Here is a 20,786-nt window from a genome sequence, read left to right as displayed (position 1 = left end):
TGGCGTTGACTTTTGGCACGCTGTTGAGTTCTCAAGGAACGGAAGCTTCCTTCGAGACCGTTTCACCGGCCCCTCCGGGCTTTCCCTTCGTTGTCTCCAGCTTAGCAGATCCGATTTCCTTCTCTGCCACCCTCTGGAGGGGGTTTCGCTTTCGGCGTTTCCGCCTCGGCGACATTCACTACGTTAGCGGATTCCTTCGCGTCATGCGAATTCGTCCCCCACTCTCCGTACGATTCCACGCCAATAGAATTCGAGAGCACGCAAGTGCACCCGAATCTTCGGGGTGTTGTCGTCGTGGTGAGTGACCGCCGATCGGAGGATCCGGACGAACCGGGCGCACCGTCTCAAGCGGCTCGGGCTACGTTACGCACGTGCGGCGACGGAGTCAAGCTCCGCCGCCGCTCAAACGTGGATAACCAGCCGACGTCAGTCGCCGGCGATCTCGACGGCCGCCAGGCTCTTCTTGCCGCGCCGCAGCACGAGCCAGCGGCCGTGCAGCAGGTCGGCGGCCTCGGGGGCCGCGTCCTCGTCGCCGATCTTGACGTTGTTCACGTACGCGCCGCCCTCCTTGATGGTGCGGCGGGCCGCGGACTTGCTGGCCACGAGGCCGACCTCGGCGAAGAGGTCGGCGACGGAGGCGAGCTCGGCGACCTTGGCGTGCGGCAGTTCGCCGAGCGCCGCGGCGAGGGTCCGCTCGTCGAGTCCGGTGAGTTCGCCCTGGCCGAAAAGTGCCTTGGACGCGGCGATGACCGCGGCGCACTGCCCGGCGCCGTGGACGAGGGTGGTGAGCTCCTCGGCGAGGGCGCGCTGGGCCGCGCGGGCCTGCGGGCGCTCCTCGGTGAGCCGCTCCAGTTCCTCGATCTCCTCCTGCGTCCTGAAGCTGAAGATGCGCAGGAACTTGGAGACGTCGCGGTCGTCGGCGTTCAGCCAGAACTGGTAGAAGGCGTACGGCGTGGTCATCTCGGGGTCGAGCCAGACCGTGCCGGACTCCGTCTTGCCGAACTTCGTGCCGTCGGCCTTGGTGATGAGCGGGGTGGCGAGGGCGTGCACGGAGGTGCCCTCGACGCGCCCGATCAGGTCGATGCCGGCCGTCAGGTTGCCCCACTGGTCGCTGCCGCCGGTCTGCATGGTGCAGCCGTACCGGCGGTGGAGCTCCAGGAAGTCCATGCCCTGCAGGATCTGGTAGCTGAACTCCGTGTAGCTGATGCCTGCCTCGGAGTTGAGCCGGCGGGCGACGGCCTCCTTGGCGATCATCTTGTTGACCCGGAAGTACTTGCCCACGTCGCGCAGGAACTCGATGGCCGACAGGCCCGAGGTCCAGTCGAGGTTGTTGACCATCACGGCGGCGTTCGGGCCCTCGAAGGAGAGGAAGGGCTCGATCTGGGCGCGGATCCGCTCGACCCAGCCGGCGACGACGTCGGCGTCGTTCAGCGTCCGCTCGGCCGTCGGCTTGGGGTCGCCGATCAGGCCGGTGGCGCCGCCGACGAGGGCGAGCGGCCGGTTGCCCGCCAGTTGGAGCCGGCGGATGGTGAGGATCTGCACCAGGTTGCCGAGGTGGAGGCTGGGGGCGGTGGGGTCGAAGCCGCAATAGACCGTGACCGGGCCGTCCGCGAACGCCTTGCGCAGTGCGTCCTCGTCGGTGGAAACGGCGATCAGCCCTCGCCACCGCAGCTCGTCGACGATGTCCGTCACGGTTCTCGTGTCTCCTCGGTGTCGGTCGGTGCCTCGTACCCGTTCGTACGGAGTCTTTCCGAGACTACGCGTTCCGCTCGACTCCTTTTTGCGCCCCTGGGGCGCGGCGGCGGGGTGAGTGGGCGCGGTAGGGGCTGACGGTGGGGTCGCCGTCGATCCAGAAGCGCCAGGGGTGGGCGGCGCCGTCGCCGCCGACGCCGGTGCGCGGTCCGGTGCGGACGGCGGCGGGGTCGGGCGGGGTGCCGGTCAGGACGCGGAAGGGCGAGGCGGCGGGGTCGTCGGGGCAGACGTCGGCGCCGTTGAGGGCGCGGTCGATGTCGAGGGCGGTGGCGAGGCGGGCGGGGCCCTGGGCGAGGTCGTGGGGGCGTCGTGAGGTGACCCGGCGCCCGCGGGCGAGTTCGGCACCCTCGATGACGTCGCCGCCGCGGAGCAGGATCCCGCTGGGGTTGCCCTCGGGGCCGCAGACGATGTTCATGCAGTGCCACATGCCGTAGGTGAAGTAGACGTACGCGTGGCCTGGGGGGCCGAACATGACCGCGTTGCGGTCGGTGCGCCCGCGGTAGGCGTGGGAGCCCGGGTCGATGGGGCCGGCGTAGGCCTCGACCTCGGTCAGCCGGAGCGCCACGGGGCCGTCGTCCGTCCTGCGTACGAGGGTCCGCCCCAGGAGGTCGGGGGCCACCTCCAGCACCGGCCGGTCGAAGAAGGACCTGGGGAGCGGGGTGCTTTCAGGAGGGGGGATCATGCGGTACGAGAGTAATGGAACCGTTCGGGGTGGGGCCGCGTTCGTAATGACCGAGGCAACCGCCAGTCAAGGGAGAGGGACATCGTGGGCTTCAAGAAGCTGCTTGCGAGCTTGGGCGCCGGTGGCGCGTCGGTCGAGACGGTGCTCAACGAGCCGAACGTCGTCCCGGGCGGGGTCGTCCAGGGCGAGGTGCGGATCCAGGGCGGCTCGGTGCCGCAGCGGATCGAGGGACTGTCGGTGGGCCTGCAGGCCCGCGTCGAGGTCGAGGGCCAGGACGCGGAGTACAAGCAGGACGTCGAGTTCCACCGGCAGCAGCTGGGCGGGGCGTTCGAGGTGCAGCCGGGTGCGGTGCACGTGGTGCCGTTCGGGCTGGAGATCCCGTGGGAGACCCCGATCACGACCTTCCTGGGGCGTCATCTGACCGGGATGAACGTCGGGGTGACGACGGAGCTGGCGATCGCCCGTGCGGTGGACTCCGGTGACCTCGACCCGATCAACGTGCACCCGGTGCCGGCGCAGCAGGCGATCCTCGACGCGTTCGGCCAGCTGGGCTTCGGCTTCAAGAACGCGGACCTGGAGCGCGGCCACATCCGCGGCACGCGGCAGCGGCTGCCGTTCTACCAGGAGATCGAGTTCTTCGCGCCGCAGCAGTACCGCGGGCTGAACCAGGTGGAGCTGAGCTTCGTCGCCGACGGCCACGAGATGGACGTCATCCTGGAGATGGACAAGAAGCCAGGCCTGTTCAGCGAGGGCAGCGACGCCTTCCGCTCCTTCACCGTGGACCTGAACAACTTCCACGCGACCGACTGGGCGGGTTACCTCAACCAGTGGCTGGCCGAGGTCGGCGGGAAGCGCAACTGGTTCTAGGATCGGCGGGCGGAAGCGCGTTTCGCGATCAGCAGGAGGTACCGAGGTGACCGAGCAGAAGCGGCGGCCGCTCCCCCACGATTTCCATCCCCAGGTGCCGTCGTTCACGGTGGTGAGCGACGACATCGAGCCGGGCGGCACGCTGAAGGACTCCCAGGTCTACGCCGAGGGCAACGTCTCGCCGCACCTGCGGTGGGAGGGGTTCCCCGAGGGGACCGGGAGCTTCGCCGTCACGTGCTACGACCCCGACGCGCCCACGGGCAGCGGTTTCTGGCACTGGGTGCTCTTCGACATCCCGGTGTCGGTGACGGAGCTGCCCGCGGGTGCCGGCAGTGACGGCTTCAAGGGGCTGCCCGAGGGTGCGGTGCACGTGCGCAACGACTACGGGAGCAAGGACTTCGGCGGCGCCGCGCCGCCGCCCGGGGACGGACCGCACCGTTACGTGTTCACCGTGTACGCGGTGGACCAGGAGAAGCTGGGGCCGGACGGGGACGTGTCTCCCGCCGTCGTCGGCTTCAACCTGCGGTTCCACGCGATCGCGCGCGCCAACCTGATCGGCGAGTACGAGAACCCGCAGTAGTCGTGGCGCTCCCGGCCGAGGGCCGGGGGTCCCAAATTCTGTTGCGCCCCGGCGCTCCCGCATCGCACTGTGGTGTCTGCCTGGTGACCTGACCGTCACCGGGGGTCGGCACCGCAGTGGCGGGGGCGGCGGGGCGTTGCGCTGTGCGGCTCTCGCCGCGCGACCTGCCTGCCGTCCGCCGGAGCCCGGTCATGCGCCCGGGCGTCCACGCCGATCGCCGCGCTCCGGGCGCCCCGGACCCCACGGGGGCGGGCGCCCGGAGTGGCCGGCGGCCGGGGCCGCCGTTCCGTTCCCCGTTACCTCCTGTTCGCTTTCACGTGCGGAAATTGCGTTGTCCGCGCGGGTACGGCCCGGTCACAGTGGAGCCACCTCGCCGCGGGGCGGGGATGGACCCGAGGGGTGGGCGACGTGCGTGAGACGCTGGTGCTGAACGCGAGCTTCGAGCCGCTGTCGACCGTGTCGCTGCGGCGTGCGGTGGTGCTGGTCATGCAGGACAAGGCCGTGGTCGAGCAGGCTCATCCCGGGCTGCGGATCCGCGCGGCGGCGGTGGAGGTACCCGTACCGCAGGTGATCAGGCTCTGCAGGTACGTGAGGGTGCCCTTCCGACAACGGGCGGCGTGGTCGCGGCGGGGTGTGCTGGTCAGGGACCGGCACCGGTGCGCGTACTGCGGCCGGAGGGCGACGACCGTGGACCACGTGCAGCCGCGTTCGCGCGGTGGTGGGGACACCTGGCTGAACACCGTGGCGTCGTGCGCGGAGGACAACCACCGCAAGGCGGACCGTACGCCGGAGCAGGCGGGGATGCGGCTGCTGACCCAGCCGTTCGAGCCGACCCCGGCGGACGCGCTGCTGCTGGCCCTGGGTCTGAAGGACCGTGAGGACGCCCCCGGTTGGCTCGCGCTGCCGGCCTGAGTCCTGAGCCCCGAGGCGGTCGCCCGGCTACTTCAGCAGGAGCTGGGCGATCGCCACGAGGCCCACGACGACGATGACGCCGCGCAGCGCGACGGGCGGCAGGCGGCGGCCGATGCGGGCGCCGAGGACGCCGCCGAGCGCCGCCCCGACGGCGATGAGCGCGACGGCGGTCCAGTCGAAGTCGGCGACGAAGAGGAAGAACGCCGCGGCGACGCCGTTGACGATCAGCGCGAGGACGTTCTTCACGGCGTTGATCCGCTGCCAGGACTCCTCGAGGAGGACGCCCATCAGGGAGAGGTAGATGACTCCCTGGGCGGCGCCGAAGTAGCCGCCGTACATGCTGGCGAGGAGGAGGCCGCCGAGGAGGAGCGGGCCACCGTGCTCGGGGGCGTGCGTGCCGTTGCCGGCCCGGCGGGCCTGGAGCACGCGGGAGAGCCGGGGCTGGACGACGACGAGGACGAGGGCCACCGCGATCAGGATCGGCACGATGGTGTCGAAGGCCTGGGAGGGCAGCGCCAGCAGCAGGACGGCCCCGGTGAGTCCGCCGACGAGGGCGGCGGCGCCGAGCCGCAGCAGGCGGTCGCGCTGTCCGGCGAGTTCGCGCCGGTAGCCGATGGCACCGCTGAGGGAACCGGGGACGAGGCCGAGGGTGTTGGACACGTTGGCGGTGACGGGCGGCAGGCCGACGGCGAGCAGGACGGGGAAGGTGATGAGCGTGCCGGAGCCGACGACGGTGTTGATGGTGCCGGCCCCGATTCCGGCCGCGAACACGGCCAGGGCTTCCCAGTAGGTCATAGGCGTCTCCATGGTCGGTGCGGCTCCCCTCCCCCCGACGGGACCGGGGGGAGCCGGAGCGCACGGATCATGTCATACGCGTTCGCGGCGGCGGCCGCACTGCTCAGTCCTTGTCGAGCCGGGGGGTCTCGCGACGGGTGCCGCCCTCGCCGTTGCCCGGGCCGCTGCCGGGGGCGCCGGGGAGGTTGACGATGCCGCCGAGGCCCTTGAGGGCGTCGTTGAGTTCGCTGGGGATGATCCAGAGCTTGTTGGACTCGCCCTCGGCGATCTTGGGGAGCATCTGCAGGTACTGGTAGGCGAGGAGCTTCTGGTCGGGGTCGCCCTCGTGGATGGACTCGAAGACCGTGCGGATGGCCTGGGCCTCGCCCTCGGCCTTGAGGGCGGCGGCCTTGGCCTCGCCCTCGGCGCGCAGGATCGCGGACTGCTTCTCGCCCTCGGCGGTGAGGATCTGGGACTGCCGGATGCCCTCGGCGGTGAGGATGGCGGCGCGCTTGTCGCGGTCGGCGCGCATCTGCTTCTCCATCGAGTCCTGGATGGAGGTGGGCGGCTCGATGGCCTTGAGTTCGACGCGGTTGACGCGGATGCCCCACTTGCCGGTGGCCTCGTCGAGGACGCCGCGCAGTGCCGCGTTGATCTCCTCGCGGGAGGTCAGGGTCCGCTCCAGGTCCATGCCGCCGATGATGTTGCGGAGCGTGGTGACGGTGAGCTGCTCGATCGCCTGGATGTAGCTGGCGACCTCGTAGGTGGCCGCCCGCGCGTCGGTGACCTGGTAGTAGATGACCGTGTCGATGTTGACGACCAGGTTGTCCTGGGTGATCACCGGCTGCGGCGGGAACGGCACGACCTGCTCGCGCAGGTCGATGCGGTTGCGGATGGTGTCGATGAACGGCACCACGATGTTGAGGCCCGCGCTCAGGGTCCTGGTGTAGCGACCGAAGCGTTCGACGATCGCCGCACTGGCCTGCGGGATGACCTGGACCGTCTTGATGAGCGCGATGAAGACGAGCACCACCAGGATGATCAGGACGATGATGATCGGCTGCACGTCCACTCCCACGCCGATTGCCTGTGGCTACCTGTACGAAGACATGATCAAGTCTGGCAGACCCCGCGGGGAGGCGGGCCGGGTTCGGCGAATTCCCGTGCCGTCTCGGGGTGCGGGGGCGGGCAGGATCACATCACGACGGCCGTCGCGCCCTCGATCTCGACGACGTCCACGCTCTCACCGGGCTCGAAGGCCCGTCCCGTCTCGAGGGAACGGGCCGACCAGACCTCCCCGTTGAGCTTGATCCGGCCGCCGTGCCCGTCGACCCGTTCCAGGACGACGGCCTGGCGGCCCTTGAGCGCGTCGATGCCGCTGCGCAGCTCCGGGCGTTGCGAGCGGCTCCGGTTGGCCAGCGGGCGTACGACGGCGATGCCCGCGACCGAGACGATGACGAAGATCAGTACCTGCGGAGTGATGCCCAGGCCGAGGCCTGCCGCGATCGCGGCGGCGACGGCTCCGACCGCGAACATCCCGAACTCGGGCATCGCGGTCACCACGAGCGGAATACCCAGCCCCACGGCGGCGATCAGCCACCACAACCAGTCGTCCACAGGCCCATCGTAGGGGTCCGCAGTGGATCTGTGACAGGGTGCGACGGCTCTCCCCGAGGCTTTCGGCGCGGGGCTTCGTGCGCGGGGGGCCTCAGGGGGTCACTTCAGGGGCAGCCCGTTGGCCGTCCAGCGGTCGCCGCGGCGCTCGACGACGAGCGGGAGGCCGAAGCACAGGGAGAGGTTGCGGGAGCTGAGTTCGGTCTCCATGGGACCGGCGGCGACGACCTTGCCCTGACGGATCATCAGGACGTGGGTGAAGCCCGGGGCGATCTCCTCGACGTGGTGGGTGACCATGACCATGGAGGGCGCGATCGGGTCGCGGGCCAGCCGGCCGAGACGGCGGACGAGGTCCTCGCGGCCGCCGAGGTCGAGGCCGGCGGCGGGCTCGTCGAGCAGCAGGAGCTCGGGGTCGGTCATCATGGCGCGCGCGATGAGGGTGCGCTTGCGCTCGCCCTCGGAGAGGGTGCCGAACTTGCGGTCGAGGTAGTCGCTCATGCCGAGCCGGTCCAGGAAGGCGCGGGCACGGTCCTCGTCGACCTGCTCGTAGCTCTCCTGCCAGTGCGCGGTCATGCCGTACGCGGCGGTGAGCACGGTCTCCAGGACGGTCTGCCTGCGCGGCAGCTTCTCGGCCAGGGCGACGCCCGCGATGCCGATGCGGGGGCGCAGTTCGAAGACGTCGACGCCGCCCATCTTCTCGCCGAGGATCTGGACGGTGCCGGAGGTCGGGAAGAGGTAGCTGGAGGCGATGTTCAGCAGGGTCGTCTTGCCGGCGCCGTTGGGACCGAGGATGACCCAGCGCTCGCCCTCGGCGACCGACCAGGAGACCTGGTCCACCAGAGCCCGGCCGTCTCGGACCACGGATACGTCCACCAGCTCCAGAACATCGCTCATGAGCGTGTTGTCTCCCACTTCCCGATCGCATGTCTGCCGTTGCGAGCACCTGTAGGCGCCGCCCCCAGGAAATCTACGCCACGCCCGGGCCGCCCCAGTCCTTAGGCTGGGGGGATGCTCGACGAACCTCGCTCAGGACGGCTGGCGGCTTGGGGAAATGCCCTGATTGCCGGACTTGCCGCGCCGGATGACGCCGCTCAGGAAGTGATCGCCGACGATTCGGTCCACCGGATCTCGGGCCTCCCCGGGGAGGCCGGCCCGGTGGGGCTGACGCTGGGGCTGGGGCGGCTGCGCGCGCTCGGCGTGTCCGGGCTGCGGATAGCGCTCCCGGTGCCCGGGCACCCGCTCGGGCTCAGCGGGCCGCCGGAGTTCAACGCGCGGGCGCTGGCGGCGGGCGAAGCGGTCATCACCGTCGGCGGACCGGCCATCGGCCTGGTGCCGGAGGTCACGGAGGCCGGCCCGCAGGGCGACGTGCACGTGTCGGTCGAGTGGCAGTGCCTGCAGGTGCGGGACGCTCCGCCGGCGGACGTGCCCTCGCTGGGCGAGGCGGAACGGGAGCTCGCGGAGGCGCTGCGGGACGCCACGGAGGCGCTGGCGCGGCTGGACGTGGCCGGCGCGGGCCCGGCGGCACAGGCGGCTCTGGAGGCGTACCGGGCGCGGGCGTCGCGCGGCCGCGAGGTGCTCGCGCCGGGGTATCCGCCGCGGGCGGTACGGGTGCTGGAACTGGCCCAGCGGGTGGGCGCGCTGGTCGGGATCGCGACCGGGGCCCGGTCCGGGCACGGGGCGGCCGTCAGCGCCTCGGAGATCGCCGCCCGCGCGGAGCTGCTGCGGCCGGTGGAGCGTACGGCGCGGCGGGCGCAGGTGGCGGCGTACAACGCGTACGTCGAGGAGGCCGAGCGGCGCCGGGGCTGAGGCCGGCCGGGAACGGTGGAAGGCCCCACGGACGACGCTGTCCGCGGGGCCTTCAGGGCACGTCAGTGGTTGAAGCAGACGTTGCCGATCGCGGGGTTCAGGATGCCGACCGCGTCGATGGTGTTGCCGCAGAGGTTGATCGGGATGTTCACCGGAACCTGGATCACGTTGCCGGAGAGCACACCGGGCGAGCCGGCGGCCACGGCACCCGCGTGGGATTCGGCGAGCGCGGTACCGGCCGAACCGGCGGCGGCCGCACCGGCGGCGGCGATGATCAGGGCGGCCTTCTTGGCGCTGTTCATGAAACTGTTCCTCCTGTGATGGCACGGCCCGGTTCGAGGAGCCGCACTGTGAGGAACGCGGAGCCCGGGGCGTTGACACGGGGAGGGCACCGGAAACCTCCGTACGGCGGAATCTGCGTGTCGCACCGGCGTGTGCGCGCGGCGTACGCGCGGACGCCGTGAGCCGCACGAACGGACCGGCCCCGGGGCGGCGGAGCGCTCCGGGGCCGGTGGTCACGGCCGTGCCGTGGGGTTGACGTCCTGGGTCAGCGGTTGACGCAGACGTTCCCGATGGCCGGGTTGAGCAGACCGATGACGCTGATGGTGTTGCCGCAGACGTTCACCGGAACGTGCACCGGCACCTGGATCACGTTGCCGGAGACCACGCCGGGGCTGTTCTTCGCGCCACCGTGGGCCTGGGCGCCACCGCTGTGGGCGGAGGCGGCACCCGCGCCGACCATGGCGAGGCTCCCGGCGACCATGGCGACGGCGGCGGCCTTGTGCAGGTTCTTCACGTTCTTGACCCTCCTTGCATGGGTGCCGCGGCAGGCGCCGCAGCACGCCATGGAGAACGGCCCACGCCCGGCCAGGTTGCGCCATCCGGGGGACATACACCCGACGGTATGAATCTCACTCCGGATGGCGACGATCCGCTTGTCCTACCGCTACGTGCCCCGGCTTCCGTGGCGTCGGACGCCCCTCGGGTGCGCCGGATCAGCCGCCGATCCCGTGCCGCACCGCCCACAGGGCGGCCTGGGTGCGGTCGGAGAGGTCCAGCTTCATCAGGATGTTCGACACGTGGGTCTTGACGGTCTTCTCCGACAGCACCAGGGCGCGGGCGATCTCCCGGTTGGAGCGGCCCTCCGCGATCAGCGACAGCACCTCGCGCTCCCGGTCGGTGAGGGTGCCCCCGCGGCCCTGACCGGGACCGGTGTCCTCCTGGGAGAGCAGGGCGTCGGCGACCTCCGACTGCAGCAACACGTGGCCGGCGTGGACCGAGCGGATGGCGCCGGCCAGCGCGTCCGGGTCCACGTCCTTGTAGACGTAGCCGGCCGCGCCCGCGCGCAGCGCCGGGACGACGGTGCGCTGCTCGGTGAAGCTGGTGACGACCAGGACGCGGGCCTTGCTGCCGCTGTCGCGCAGCAGGCGCAGGGCCTCGATGCCGTCGACGCCCGGCATCCGGACGTCCATCAGGATCACGTCGGGCGCGAGTTCCCCGGCGCGCTGCACGCCCTCCTCGCCGTCCCCGGCCTCGCCCACCACCTCGATGTCGGGCTGCACCTCCAGGAAGGTCCGCAGGCCGCGCCGGACCACCTGGTGGTCGTCGACCAGCAGGACGCGAATGGGGCCGTCAGCCACCGGGCACCTCCATTTCGATCACGGTGCCCCTGCCGGGCGCCGAGTCCACCGTCAGTCCGCCGCCCACCCCGTCGGCCCGGTCCCGCATGGAGACCAGGCCCAGGTGGCGGCCGGCCCGGCGCACCGCGGACGGGTCGAAGCCCCGCCCGTCGTCCCGCACCGTGAGCACCGCTCCCCTGCCCCGGCCCTCCAGTCGCACGGTCACCGAGGCGGCGTCCGCGTGGCGCAGCGCGTTGTGCAGGGCCTCCTGGGCGACCCGCAGCAGCGCTTCCTCCTGGGCGGCGGGCAGGGCGCGGACCTGGCGGTGGCTGAAGGAGATCCGCGACGAGTGCGCCCGGTCCAGGACGTCGACCTGCGTGCGCAAGGTGGCCAGCAGGCCGTCCTCGTCCAGGGCGGCGGGGCGCAGCTCCACCACGACCGCGCGCAGTTCGTCGGCGGCCTCGGCGGCGAGCGTGGCGACCTGCCGCAACTCCTCGCGGGCGCGCTCCGGGTCGCGGGACACCAGGGCGGAGGCGGCCTGGGCGGTCAGCCGCAGCGAGAACAGCTTCTGCGAGACGGCGTCGTGCAGTTCGTGGGCGATGCGGGCCCGCTCCCCGGCGAGCGTCAGCTCGCGGCTGCGCTCGTACAGGCGGGCGTTGGTGAGGGCGATCGCGGCGTGCGCGGCCAGGGTGCGCAGCAGCTCCTCGTCCTCCTCGGTGAAGCCGCGGCCGTCCTCCGGCGGGCGGGTGGGGCAGCGCTTGTTGGCGAGGAAGAGGGCGCCCAGGATCTCGTCGCCGTCGACCACCGGCATGCCGAGGAAGTCGGACATGTCGGGGTGGGCGGACGGCCAGCCGCCGAAGCGGGGGTCGCCCTTCACGTCCCGCAGGCGCTGCGGGGTGGCCTCGTGGAGCATCGCGGCGAGGATGCCGTGCTGCCGGGGCAGCGGGCCGATCGCCTTCCACTGCTCGTCGCTGACGCCGTCCACGACGAACTGGGCGAAGCCGCCGTGGTCGTCCGGCACGCCCAGCGCCGCGTACTCGGCGTCGAGCAGTTCGCGGGCGGACGAGACGATGGTCTGCAGGACCTCGCGCACTTCCAGGTGCCGGCTCATCGCGAGGACGGCCGCGCTCACCGCCTCGATGCCGCGTCGGGACGATCGGCTGGACATGACCTCACCGTACCGGCGGGTCGCGGCCGGTGGGATCGGCCTGGTGACCGAGCGCCACCGGTCCGTGGACCTAGGGCGAAGTTCCCTGCCCCGGTGCTGCGGGCGGCCGAGGTGGCCGGGACGGGGCCGTTCCTACGGTGGGGGGCAGCCGCCGGGCGACGGACCGGGCGGCCGGTGGGAGGACACGTCATGCCGGTGGCAATCATCACGGGGGCGTCGCGGGGACTGGGACGGGCCCTCGCCGGGGCGCTCGCGGAGCGGGGCTGGGACCTGGTGATCGACGCGCGGTCCGACGAGGCGCTGAAGCGGGCGGAGGGGGAGCTGGCGGGCCGGACGCGGGTGGCCGCGCTGCCGGGCGACGTCACCGACCCGCGGCACCGGGTGGAACTGGTCTCGGCGGCCTGGGATTTCGGCGGGCTCGACCTGCTGGTGAACAACGCGAGCGCACTGGGCGCCGAGCCGCTGCGGCCGTTGTCCGAGCAGCCGCTAGAGGGGTTGCGGGCGGCGCTGGAGACCAACGTGGTGGCCGCGCTGGGCCTCGTGCAGGAGGGACTGCCGCTGCTGCGCCGGCGGCGAGGGACGGTGCTCAACATCAGCTCGGACGCCGCCGTCGAGGCGTACCCCACGTGGGGAGGGTACGGCGCAAGCAAGGCGGCGCTTGAGCAGCTGTCGGCGGTGCTGGCGGTGGAGGAGCCGGAGCTGCGGGTGTGGTGGCTGGACCCGGGCGACATGAGGACCGAGCTCTACGCGGCGGCGGTGCCCGACGATCCGGACGCGGACGGGCGCCCGGCCCCCGAGTCGGTGGTGCCGGCCGTGCTCGGGCTGCTCGACACGGGCGCGGCCGGTGGCCGCTACGTGGCCCCGGCGCTGCTGGAGGCCGGGCGGTGACCGCGCTGGGCGCGCTGAGGGTGCCGGAGGAGCTGGCGGCGCGGGTCCCGGTGGAGCAGCGTGCCGACGGGGCGTCGGGCCGCGACGGGGTGCGGATGCTGGTGGGCGGGCGGGCCCGGGGCGAGGTCGCGCACCACGCCTTCGGTGACCTGCCGGGGCTGTTGCGGGCCGGGGACGTACTGGTGGTGAACACCTCGCGGACGCTGCCGGCGGCGGTGGACGCGACGCTCGGTGAGTCCCCGGTGGTGGTGCACTTCTCGGGGCTGCTGGACGACGGGCGCTGGGTGGTGGAGTTGCGCACGCCCGACGGACGGGGGACGACCCGGCCGCGGACGGGCGGCCCGGCGGGGGTGGCGGTGGCGCTGCCCGAGGGTGAGCGGCTGATGCTGCAGGAGCCGCTGAGCCCCTGCAGGGAGCGGCTGTGGGTGGCGCGGGCGTCGGTGGCGGACGCGATGGCGTTCCTGCACCGGCAGGGGCGGCCGATCCGGTACGCGTACACCCGGCGGGACCAGCCGCTGGCGGCGTACCAGACGGTGTTCTCGGTCCCGTCGGCCGACGGCCTCGGCTCGGCGGAGATGCCGAGCGCGGCGCGCCCCTTCACGGCCGGGCTGGTCACGGCGCTGGTGAGCCGGGGCGTGCAGATCGCTCCGGTGGTGCTGCACACCGGGGTGTCCTCGGGCGAGGCGCACGAGCCGCCCTACCCGGAGCGCTTCTCGGTGCCGGAGAGCACCGCCTGGCTGGTGAACGCCGCCCGGGCGGGCGGCGGCCGGGTGGTGGCGGTGGGCACCACCGCGGTGCGCGCCCTGGAGACGGCGGCCAACGGGCGGGGGCGGGTCGCGGCGGCGGGCGGCTGGACGGACCTGGTGGTCACCCCGGAGCGGGGCGTACGGGCGGTGGACGGCCTCCTCACCGGGCTGCACGACCCCGCGGCGTCGCATGTGCTGATGCTGGAGGCGGTGGCCGGGCGCGAGCTGCTGGAACGGGTCTACGCCGCTGCGGTGGGGGCCGGTTACCTCTGGCACGAGTTCGGGGACGTGAACCTGCTGCTGCCCTGACGGCCCGCCCGGTGCACCCGCAGTCGCCCCGCGGTCGCGGTGCGCGACGCGCCTGTGAGGCGGCACATAGGGCGTACGTCACGTACGAGGACGCCTAGTAGGAGGCGCGGTGGCCGGATCGGCCGGAAGTGCGGGATGTGCCGTACCCGGTCGCTCCGGCCACTACGACTTCGGGTAGTAATGGATGGGTTTGGTCGGGGAATTTCCCAGGGCTAAGAATGCTCGGGTCGCTCCGCGCCGCGTTCGACACGCGGCGCCTCTCCTTGCCCGAGGGCGGAGTGGGGCGCAGCCGAATGGAAGAGGTCACTCCCCCATGCAGCTCCCGACGATCCCGAAGTTCGACCGCCTGACCAAGACCCACAAGTTCTCCGCCGCCGGTCTCGCCGCGGCCGGTGTGGGTGTCCTGGCCATCACCGGTGTGACCGGGACCAGCGGGACGGCGCAGGCCTCCGGCAAGGCACCGGAGGCGGTCGCCGGACAGGCACGGTCCGCCGCCGCCAAGCAGCACGCGTCGCACGTCGCGCACGTGGCGCACCGCAGGGCGCTCGCCAGGCAGCACGCCGCCCACGTCGCGCACCAGGCCGCGGTGCGCAAGCGCCACGCCGAGGAGCGCGCCCGCCAGGCCGCGCACGAGGCGCACCGGGCCCACGCGCGCCTGCAGGAGCAGCAGGCCGCCAACCGCAGCCACGAGCGCAAGGCCCTCGTCCCGCAGCAGCGGCACGAGACCTCGCGTCCGGCACCGCGCGCGGCCGCCCCGGCGGCCCCGTCCGGCAGCCCGCAGCAGATGGCGCAGCAGATCATCGGCGACGCGGCCCAGTTCCAGTGCTTCGCCAACATCGTGATGCACGAGAGCACCTGGAACCCGTACGCGGTCAACCCCTCCTCCGGGGCGTACGGCCTGGTCCAGGCGCTGCCGGGCTCCAAGATGGCCTCCGCGGGCGCGGACTGGCGCACCAACCCGGCCACGCAGATCAAGTGGGGCCTGGACTACATGAACGGGCGTTACGGCAGCCCCTGCGGCGCCTGGTCGTTCTGGCAGGCCAACCACTGGTACTGAGCCGGCGGGCGCGGACCGTACGGACATGCGGAAGGCGGCGGTTCCCCTCCCCGGGGAGCCGCCGCCTTCCGCATCCGTACGCGGGGGCCGCTACTTGCGCATGACCTCCGGCTCGTGGCGGCGCAGCAGCCTCAGGACGAGGATGCCGCAGACGAGGGCGATGCCGAGCAGGATCGCCATGTCGAAGCCCCACTGGCTCGCCGAGTGCTCCCACAGAGGGTCCACGTTGTCGGGCTTGGCCTGGTCCCACGGCGGCATGAGCCGGCCGAGGTCGAGGGTGGCACCGGCGGCGCCGACGGCCCAGCGGGAGGGCATCAGCCAGGCGACCTGCTCCAGGCCGACGGTGCCGAAGATCTGGAACAGGACGCCGGTGAAGACGACCTGGACGATCGCGAACATCACCAGCAGGGGCATGGTCTTCTCGGCGGTCTTCACCAGCGAGGAGATGACCAGGCCGAACATCATCGAGGTGAAGCCCAGGGCGATGACCACCAGGGTGATCTCCGCGGCCGGGAAGCCCTTGACGATCAGGCCCTCCTCGGGGAGCTTGCGCACCGACAGCCCGATGGCGCAGATGATGACGCCCTGCAGGGCGCTGATCAGGCCCAGCACGAAGACCTTGGAGACCAGGTACGCGGAGCGGGACAGGCCCGTGGCGCGTTCCCGTTCGTAGATCACCCGTTCCTTGATCAGCTCGCGCACCGAGTTCGCCGCGCCCGAGAAGCAGGCGCCGACGGCGATGATCAGCATGATGGTGCCCGCGTCGGCGTTGAACTTCCCCGCCTCGTCGGGCGGGGCCAGGCCGGACTTCGCCGGGATGACCACGCTCACCAGGCCGAGGACGGCCGGGAGGATCACCATCAGCGCCATGAAGCCCCGGTCGGAGGCGATCACCGACAGGTAGCGGCGGACGAGGGTGACGAACTGCGCCGGCCAGCTCTGCGGCTTGGGCGGCTTGGCCCGCTGCGGGGCGGCGCCTACGGACTGCGGGGCGACCGCGTCCAGGTCCGCGGCGTAGATCTGGTAGTGCTGGGAGCCGCGCCAGCGACCGGACCAGTCGTAGTCGCGGTAGTTCTCGAAGGCGGAGAAGACGTCGGCCCAGGTTTCGTAGCCGAAGAAGTTCAGCGCCTCCTCGGGCGGCCCGAAGTAGGCCACCGCGCCGCCCGGCGCCATCACCAGCAGCTTGTCGCACAGGGCGAGTTCGGCCACCGAGTGGGTCACGACGAGCACGGTGCGGCCGTCGTCGGCGAGGCCGCGCAGCAGCTTCATGACGTCGCGGTCCATGCCCGGGTCGAGGCCGGAGGTGGGCTCGTCCAGGAAGATCAGCGAGGGCTTGGTGAGCAGTTCCAGGGCGACGGAGACGCGCTTGCGCTGGCCGCCGGAGAGCGAGGTGACGCGCTTGTCGGCGTGCACGTCGAGCTTCAGCTCGCGCAGCACCTCGTCGATGCGGGACTCGCGCTCGGCGGCCTTGGTGTCGCCGGGGAAGCGGAGCTTGGCCGCGTAGCGCAGGGCCCTGCGGATCGTCAGCTCCTTGTGCAGGATGTCGTCCTGCGGGACGAGGCCGATGCGCTGCCGCAGCTCGGCGAACTGCTTGTAGAGGTTGCGGCTGTCGTACAGCACCTCGCCCTCTTCGGCCGGACGGTAGCCGGTCAGGGCGCGCAGCAGCGTCGACTTGCCGGAGCCGGACGGGCCGATGACGGCGACCAGCGACTTCTCGGGGACGCCGAAGGAGACGTCGTTGAGGATGGTCTTGGTCGTGCTGCCCTGCGGCACGCGGACGGTGAGCCGGCGGGCGGAGAAGGAGATCTCGCCGGTGTCGACGAACTCCTCGAGCTGGTCGCCGACGAGCCGGAAGGTGGAGTGGCCGACGCCCACGATGTCGTTGGGGCCCAGCAGATGACGCTGTATCGGCTGGCCGTTGACGTACGTGCCGTTGTGGCTGCCGAGGTCGACGATCTCGTAGCGGCCGTCGGGGTGCGCGCGGAACTCCGCGTGGAAGCGCGAGACCTGCAGGTCGGAGACGACCAGGTCGTTCTCCAGGGCACGGCCGATCTTCATGACGCGGCCGAGCACCAGGTGGTGGAAGGTGGTCGGGCTGCGGTCGCCGTAGACGGGCGGCGCGCCGGAGGCGCCCGACGGCCCGTGCGGGGACGGGATGTGCGCCTGCGGTGCGCGCTGGTCCGGCCGCGGGGCCTGCGAGGGCTGCGGCACGTGCGCGGCGGACGACCCGTTCCCCCAGCCGCCCTGCCGCGGCGGGGCGACGGAGTGGGGCGTCCCCTGCGCGGCGGGGCCGGACTGCCGGGCCTGCTGCTGCGGCTTGGCCAGTGCGGTGTCGGCGCTGTAGATGTCACCGCCGGCCGCGGCGCCGCCGCTGAAGCTCAGGCGCGGGCCGTCGGTGGCGTTGCCGAGGTTGACGGCGGCCCCGGCGGCGACGTCGTAGGCGTGGACGCGCTGGCCCTGGACGTAGGTGCCGTTGGTGCTGCCGAGGTCCTCGATGACCCAACCGCGTTCGCCCCGGCGGATGGTGGCGTGCCGCCAGGAGACCCGCGCGTCGTCGAGGACGACGTCCGACTGCGGATCCCGGCCGAGGCTGTAGGACCTGGCCGGATCGAGCGCCCAGGTCTGTCCGTTCAGTTCGAGTACGAGTTCAGGCACCCCAAGCCCCACAAAGTTGTCCCCCGGGTTATCCCCCATGGGGGGAGTCTAGGGATTGCGAACATCGGGAGGAACCATTCCAGGCACGCCCACCCGTCGGGAAGCCGCGCGAGGGGAGTGATGTGGAGCCTCTTCCGAGAAGCCGTTGACGGCGCCGAAACACCACCGGAGAGTGGTAACCGCCCATGAACCGTGCGGATCATGACGGATCAGGGCACCATGCAGCGCAGGCGGTTCGGACGCGAGACCTCGGGGGCGGGCATGACCGCGTACACCTCCACACCTTCCAACGCGCCCGCGCGCCCGGGGCGCCCGGTCCCCTGGGGCGGTGTGCTGCTCTCCGCGGTCGCCGCGGTCAGCTGGGCGTACCTGGGGATGGTGGGGGCCGCCGCGCTGGGGCTGCACCTGCTCGGTGCCGACACCGCGGGCTCGCTGGGGCCGATGACGGCGGCCGTGGTCGCGATGGCGGTGGGCGGCAAGGTCGTCCCCTCCGGTGACGTCGCGGTGTTCGGGCTGGGTGGTGCGGGCGGCGAGGGCCGGCTCGACCTCATGCCGCTGGGCGTCGGCCTGGTGGGGGCCCTGCTGCTGGCCTGGGTGTTCCTGCGGTCGCTGCGCGGTGCGGGGCTGACCGTCCCCGGGGGTGAACTCGCCGCGCGGGCCGGGGCGGTGGTGGTGCTCTTCGTGACGCTGCTCGGCGCACTCGCCTGGGCCGGGGAGGACACCATCGCCCTCGACGGCGCCGCACTGGGCGGGGGGAAGGGCGGCGGCCTGACGGACGGGATCCCGGGCATCGGTGACATCGGCGGGGGGCTCGGGGACGGGCTGCAGGACCTGATCGACGCCAAGGCCTCGGTGAGCTTCCACGTCGCCACCGGCCGCACCCTGCTGGGCGGCCTGCTGTGGGTGCTGGTCGTGCTGTTGCTGGCCCTTCTCACCTCGCGCCGTACGCCGCTGCCGCCCGCCCTCGAAGGGCTGCACCGGGCCGTGCGGCCCGCCGCGTCGGCGCTGCGCTGGGTGCTGCTGCTGGCCGTCGTCGCGGGCTGCGCCGCCGCGGGGTACGCGGCGGTGACGGGTGACGAGCCCGGCCGGATCGCCGGGGCCGCCCTCCTGGGGGCGCCCAACGGGGTGTGGCTTGCGGTGCCGCTCGGGCTGTTCGTGTCCTGGCGGGGCACGGCCACCGGGGAGCTGGCGAAGGTGCTCCCGGATCCGCTGGACCGGCTGCTGTCGACCAGCGTGGCGGAGCCGGTGACGCCCGCCCGGCTGGCCGAGTACGACCAGCGGGTGTGGCTGCTGACCGTCGCCGCGGCGCTGATGATGCTGGCGGCGGGGGCGCTGGCGGCCGCCCGCACCCCGCTGTGGGGGGCGACGCGGGCCGGGTACGCGGGGCGTTGCGCGGTGCGGCTCGGCCTGGTCACGGCGGTCGCCTTCCCCTTGCTGGTGTGGGTGACGGGGGTCTCGGTGAACGCGGGCGTCTCGGTCTTCGGGTTCGACGCCGTGGGCGCCGGCGTCGACCTGCACGGCAGCCTTCCCCTGGCGTTCCTGCTGGGCGCCGCCTGGGGGGCGGTGGCGGGCGGCGCGGGGGCGCTGCTGGCCCTGCTGACGGGCACCGCAGGGCGCCGGGTGTCGCCGTACGCGCTGCGCCGGGCCGCCGAGGCGGCGGCCGGGGAGAGCCGCTCCCGCACGTACCCGGGCATCGCCTACCAGCCCGGTCCCTACATCCCGAGCGCCGGTCACGGCCGGCCGGACGCCGGGCCCAACCCCTATCGGCAGCCCCCGCAGGGCCAGGCGCCGCCGCAGGGACGCCCGCCGCAGGGCCAGGCGCCGCATTCCGCGCGGACCGTCACCGGGACGCCGCTGCCCCCGCCGCCCGGGCCTCCCCCGGGGCCGCCGCCCGGCCCGTCGCGTGAGGGCCCGCCGCGCGAGGGCCCGCCGCGCGAGGGCCCGCCGCCGCCCGGCGCGCCCGGAGGCCGCCGCTGACCACGGACGGTGTCCGCCAGGCGGAACACATGTCCGTCCGGGGCGCGGTGCCCGATACGGTGGAGGCACCATGAACGACGCATCGCAGGCGACCGCTGCCACCGCCGCCAATGTGCCGACGCTGCTGGTCAAGATCTTCGGGAAGGACCGGCCGGGGATCACCGCCGGGCTCTTCGAGACGCTGGCCCGCTTCCAGGTGAACGTCATCGACATCGAGCAGGTCGTCACCCGTGGGCGCATCGTGCTCTGCGCCCTGGTGCCCGCCCCCGCGGGCCGTTCGGTGGAGGGCGAGCTGCGCGCGACGGTGCACGCGTGGGCGGAGTCGATGCGCCTGCAGGCCGAGATCATCTCCGGCATCGGTGACAACCGGCCGCGCGGCGAGGGCCGCTCCCACGTGACGGTGCTGGGGCACCCGCTGACCGCGGAGTCCACTGCGGCCATAGCGGCCAGGATCACCGGCACCGGCGGCAACATCGACCGCATCTTCCGGCTCGCGAAGTACCCGGTGACGGCCGTGGAGTTCGCCGTGTCCGGTGTCGCCACCGCCACACTGCGTCCCGCGCTGGCCCTGGAGGCCCACGAGCGCGGGGTGGACGTGGCCGTGGTCTCGGCCGGCCTGCAGCGCCGGGCGCAGCGCCTGGTGGTCATGGACGTGGACTCCACCGTCATCCAGGACGAGGTGATCGAGCTCTTCGCGGCGCACGCGGGCTGCGAGGACCAGGTCGCCGAGGTGACGGCCGCGGCGATGCGCGGCGAACTGGACTTCGAGCAGTCCCTTCACGCGCGGGTCGCCCTGCTCAAGGGGCTGGACGAGTCCGTGGTGGACAAGGTCCGCCAGGAGGTGCGGCTGACGGCCGGGGCCCGCACGCTGATCCGCACGCTCAAGCGGATGGGCTACCAGGTGGGCGTGGTCTCCGGGGGCTTCACGCAGGTCACCGACGACCTCAAGGAGCGGCTGGGACTGGACTTCGCCGCCGCCAACACCCTGGAGATCGTGGACGGCAAGCTCACCGGCCGGGTGACCGGCGAGATCGTCGACCGGGCGGGCAAGGCCCGGTTGCTGCGGCGCTTCGCGGCGGAGGCCGGGGTGCCGCTCAGCCAGACCGTCGCCATCGGCGACGGCGCCAACGACCTGGACATGCTCAACGCGGCGGGCCTGGGGGTCGCCTTCAACGCCAAGCCGGTGGTGCGGCGGGCCGCGGACGCCGCGGTCAACGTGCCGTTCCTGGACACCGTGCTCTACCTGCTGGGCATCACGCGCGAGGAGGTCGAGGCGGCCGACGCCGGGGACGGCGCGCCCGCCGGGGCCTGACCGGCGCGGACCCACGGGCAGGGAAAGGGCTCCGGAGCAGGTGCTCCGGAGCCCTTTCCGTACGGTCC

20 protein-coding genes are annotated in these 20,786 nt (G+C 72.7%); 9 read left to right on the top strand and 11 right to left on the bottom strand.

Going from position 1 to position 20,786, the window contains the following annotated elements; translation table 11 throughout:
- Nucleotides 1-426: 426 nt before the first annotated feature.
- On the bottom strand, nucleotides 427-1,692 hold the full coding sequence (gene tyrS / locus ACFYYN_RS12670; RefSeq protein WP_500545712.1) for a tyrosine--tRNA ligase: 1,266 nt from the start codon (nucleotides 1,690-1,692) through the stop codon (nucleotides 427-429).
- Nucleotides 1,693-1,756: 64 nt separating this feature from the next.
- Nucleotides 1,757-2,434 carry a DNA-3-methyladenine glycosylase gene (locus ACFYYN_RS12665; protein ID WP_500545711.1) on the bottom strand — a complete coding sequence of 226 codons (678 nt, stop codon included), beginning with the start codon at nucleotides 2,432-2,434 and terminating at the stop codon, nucleotides 1,757-1,759.
- A gap of 84 nt (nucleotides 2,435-2,518) precedes the next feature.
- Between ACFYYN_RS12665 and ACFYYN_RS12660 the strand changes: the two genes are divergently transcribed.
- From ACFYYN_RS12660 to ACFYYN_RS12650, 3 genes are all read left to right on the top strand, one after another.
- The gene (locus ACFYYN_RS12660; RefSeq protein WP_499511099.1) at nucleotides 2,519-3,301 is read left to right on the top strand and encodes a sporulation protein; all 783 of its coding nucleotides are present in this window, start codon (nucleotides 2,519-2,521) and stop codon (nucleotides 3,299-3,301) included.
- A 46-nt stretch (nucleotides 3,302-3,347) separates the two neighbouring features.
- On the top strand, nucleotides 3,348-3,881 hold the full coding sequence (locus ACFYYN_RS12655) for a YbhB/YbcL family Raf kinase inhibitor-like protein (RefSeq protein ID WP_499511100.1): 534 nt from the start codon (nucleotides 3,348-3,350) through the stop codon (nucleotides 3,879-3,881).
- A 408-nt stretch (nucleotides 3,882-4,289) separates the two neighbouring features.
- Nucleotides 4,290-4,793: an HNH endonuclease gene (locus ACFYYN_RS12650; RefSeq protein WP_499511101.1), complete on the top strand. Its 504-nt coding sequence runs from the start codon at nucleotides 4,290-4,292 to the stop codon at nucleotides 4,791-4,793.
- A gap of 27 nt (nucleotides 4,794-4,820) precedes the next feature.
- On the opposite strand, the gene ACFYYN_RS12645 is transcribed toward ACFYYN_RS12650, so the two are convergent.
- From ACFYYN_RS12645 to ACFYYN_RS12630, 4 genes are all read right to left on the bottom strand, one after another.
- Nucleotides 4,821-5,588, bottom strand: coding sequence for a sulfite exporter TauE/SafE family protein (locus ACFYYN_RS12645; RefSeq protein ID WP_500327400.1), 768 nt, complete (start codon nucleotides 5,586-5,588; stop codon nucleotides 4,821-4,823).
- 103 nt (nucleotides 5,589-5,691) lie between these two features.
- Nucleotides 5,692-6,633: an SPFH domain-containing protein gene (locus tag ACFYYN_RS12640; RefSeq protein ID WP_500327398.1), complete on the bottom strand. Its 942-nt coding sequence runs from the start codon at nucleotides 6,631-6,633 to the stop codon at nucleotides 5,692-5,694.
- A gap of 128 nt (nucleotides 6,634-6,761) precedes the next feature.
- Nucleotides 6,762-7,172 (bottom strand): NfeD family protein, encoded by a 411-nt coding sequence (locus ACFYYN_RS12635; RefSeq protein ID WP_499516787.1) that lies wholly within the window; start codon nucleotides 7,170-7,172, stop codon nucleotides 6,762-6,764.
- Nucleotides 7,173-7,283: 111 nt separating this feature from the next.
- Nucleotides 7,284-8,075 carry an ABC transporter ATP-binding protein gene (locus ACFYYN_RS12630; RefSeq protein ID WP_500327396.1) on the bottom strand — a complete coding sequence of 264 codons (792 nt, stop codon included), beginning with the start codon at nucleotides 8,073-8,075 and terminating at the stop codon, nucleotides 7,284-7,286.
- Nucleotides 8,076-8,189: 114 nt separating this feature from the next.
- On the opposite strand from ACFYYN_RS12630, the gene ACFYYN_RS12625 reads away from it, so the two are divergent.
- Nucleotides 8,190-8,987: an Rv1486c family protein gene (locus ACFYYN_RS12625; RefSeq protein ID WP_500545710.1), complete on the top strand. Its 798-nt coding sequence runs from the start codon at nucleotides 8,190-8,192 to the stop codon at nucleotides 8,985-8,987.
- Nucleotides 8,988-9,049: 62 nt separating this feature from the next.
- On the opposite strand, the gene ACFYYN_RS12620 is transcribed toward ACFYYN_RS12625, so the two are convergent.
- The 4 genes from ACFYYN_RS12620 to ACFYYN_RS12605 form a co-directional block, all read right to left on the bottom strand.
- Nucleotides 9,050-9,289 carry a chaplin gene (locus tag ACFYYN_RS12620; protein ID WP_499511106.1) on the bottom strand — a complete coding sequence of 80 codons (240 nt, stop codon included), beginning with the start codon at nucleotides 9,287-9,289 and terminating at the stop codon, nucleotides 9,050-9,052.
- Nucleotides 9,290-9,534: 245 nt separating this feature from the next.
- Nucleotides 9,535-9,783 (bottom strand): chaplin, encoded by a 249-nt coding sequence (locus tag ACFYYN_RS12615; protein WP_018560570.1) that lies wholly within the window; start codon nucleotides 9,781-9,783, stop codon nucleotides 9,535-9,537.
- A 199-nt stretch (nucleotides 9,784-9,982) separates the two neighbouring features.
- The gene (locus ACFYYN_RS12610) at nucleotides 9,983-10,627 is read right to left on the bottom strand and encodes a response regulator (RefSeq protein WP_500327393.1); all 645 of its coding nucleotides are present in this window, start codon (nucleotides 10,625-10,627) and stop codon (nucleotides 9,983-9,985) included.
- On the bottom strand, nucleotides 10,620-11,774 hold the full coding sequence (locus ACFYYN_RS12605) for a GAF domain-containing sensor histidine kinase (RefSeq protein WP_500545709.1): 1,155 nt from the start codon (nucleotides 11,772-11,774) through the stop codon (nucleotides 10,620-10,622). The genes ACFYYN_RS12610 and ACFYYN_RS12605 overlap by 8 nt, the downstream gene beginning before the upstream one ends.
- A gap of 189 nt (nucleotides 11,775-11,963) precedes the next feature.
- Between ACFYYN_RS12605 and ACFYYN_RS12600 the strand changes: the two genes are divergently transcribed.
- The 3 genes from ACFYYN_RS12600 (at nucleotide 11,964) to ACFYYN_RS12590 (ending at nucleotide 14,774) form a co-directional block, all read left to right on the top strand.
- On the top strand, nucleotides 11,964-12,662 hold the full coding sequence (locus ACFYYN_RS12600; RefSeq protein ID WP_500545708.1) for an SDR family oxidoreductase: 699 nt from the start codon (nucleotides 11,964-11,966) through the stop codon (nucleotides 12,660-12,662).
- Complete coding sequence (locus tag ACFYYN_RS12595; protein ID WP_500545707.1) at nucleotides 12,659-13,717, top strand: S-adenosylmethionine:tRNA ribosyltransferase-isomerase; 1,059 nt, start codon at nucleotides 12,659-12,661, stop codon at nucleotides 13,715-13,717. The genes ACFYYN_RS12600 and ACFYYN_RS12595 overlap by 4 nt, the downstream gene beginning before the upstream one ends.
- 313 nt (nucleotides 13,718-14,030) lie before the next feature.
- Nucleotides 14,031-14,774 carry an aggregation-promoting factor C-terminal-like domain-containing protein gene (locus ACFYYN_RS12590; RefSeq protein WP_500545706.1) on the top strand — a complete coding sequence of 248 codons (744 nt, stop codon included), beginning with the start codon at nucleotides 14,031-14,033 and terminating at the stop codon, nucleotides 14,772-14,774.
- Nucleotides 14,775-14,864: 90 nt separating this feature from the next.
- Here ACFYYN_RS12590 and ACFYYN_RS12585 read toward each other — a convergent pair whose 3' ends face one another.
- The gene (locus tag ACFYYN_RS12585; protein ID WP_500545705.1) at nucleotides 14,865-17,429 is read right to left on the bottom strand and encodes an FHA domain-containing protein; all 2,565 of its coding nucleotides are present in this window, start codon (nucleotides 17,427-17,429) and stop codon (nucleotides 14,865-14,867) included.
- Nucleotides 17,430-17,690: 261 nt separating this feature from the next.
- Here ACFYYN_RS12585 and ACFYYN_RS12580 point away from each other — a divergent pair, with 261 nt between their 5' ends.
- Both ACFYYN_RS12580 and serB read left to right on the top strand, forming a co-directional pair.
- On the top strand, nucleotides 17,691-19,406 hold the full coding sequence (locus ACFYYN_RS12580; protein WP_500545732.1) for a streptophobe family protein: 1,716 nt from the start codon (nucleotides 17,691-17,693) through the stop codon (nucleotides 19,404-19,406).
- A 70-nt stretch (nucleotides 19,407-19,476) separates the two neighbouring features.
- On the top strand, nucleotides 19,477-20,718 hold the full coding sequence (serB, locus tag ACFYYN_RS12575) for a phosphoserine phosphatase SerB (protein ID WP_500545704.1): 1,242 nt from the start codon (nucleotides 19,477-19,479) through the stop codon (nucleotides 20,716-20,718).
- Nucleotides 20,719-20,786: the final 68 nt, after the last annotated feature.

The sequence above is a fragment of the Streptomyces sp. NPDC001902 genome, assembly GCF_042891295.1.
GTDB lineage: Bacteria > Actinomycetota > Actinomycetes > Streptomycetales > Streptomycetaceae > Actinacidiphila.
The sequence above is the reverse complement of the archived record's forward strand: the minus strand, read 5'-3'. Positions and strand labels throughout refer to the sequence as shown.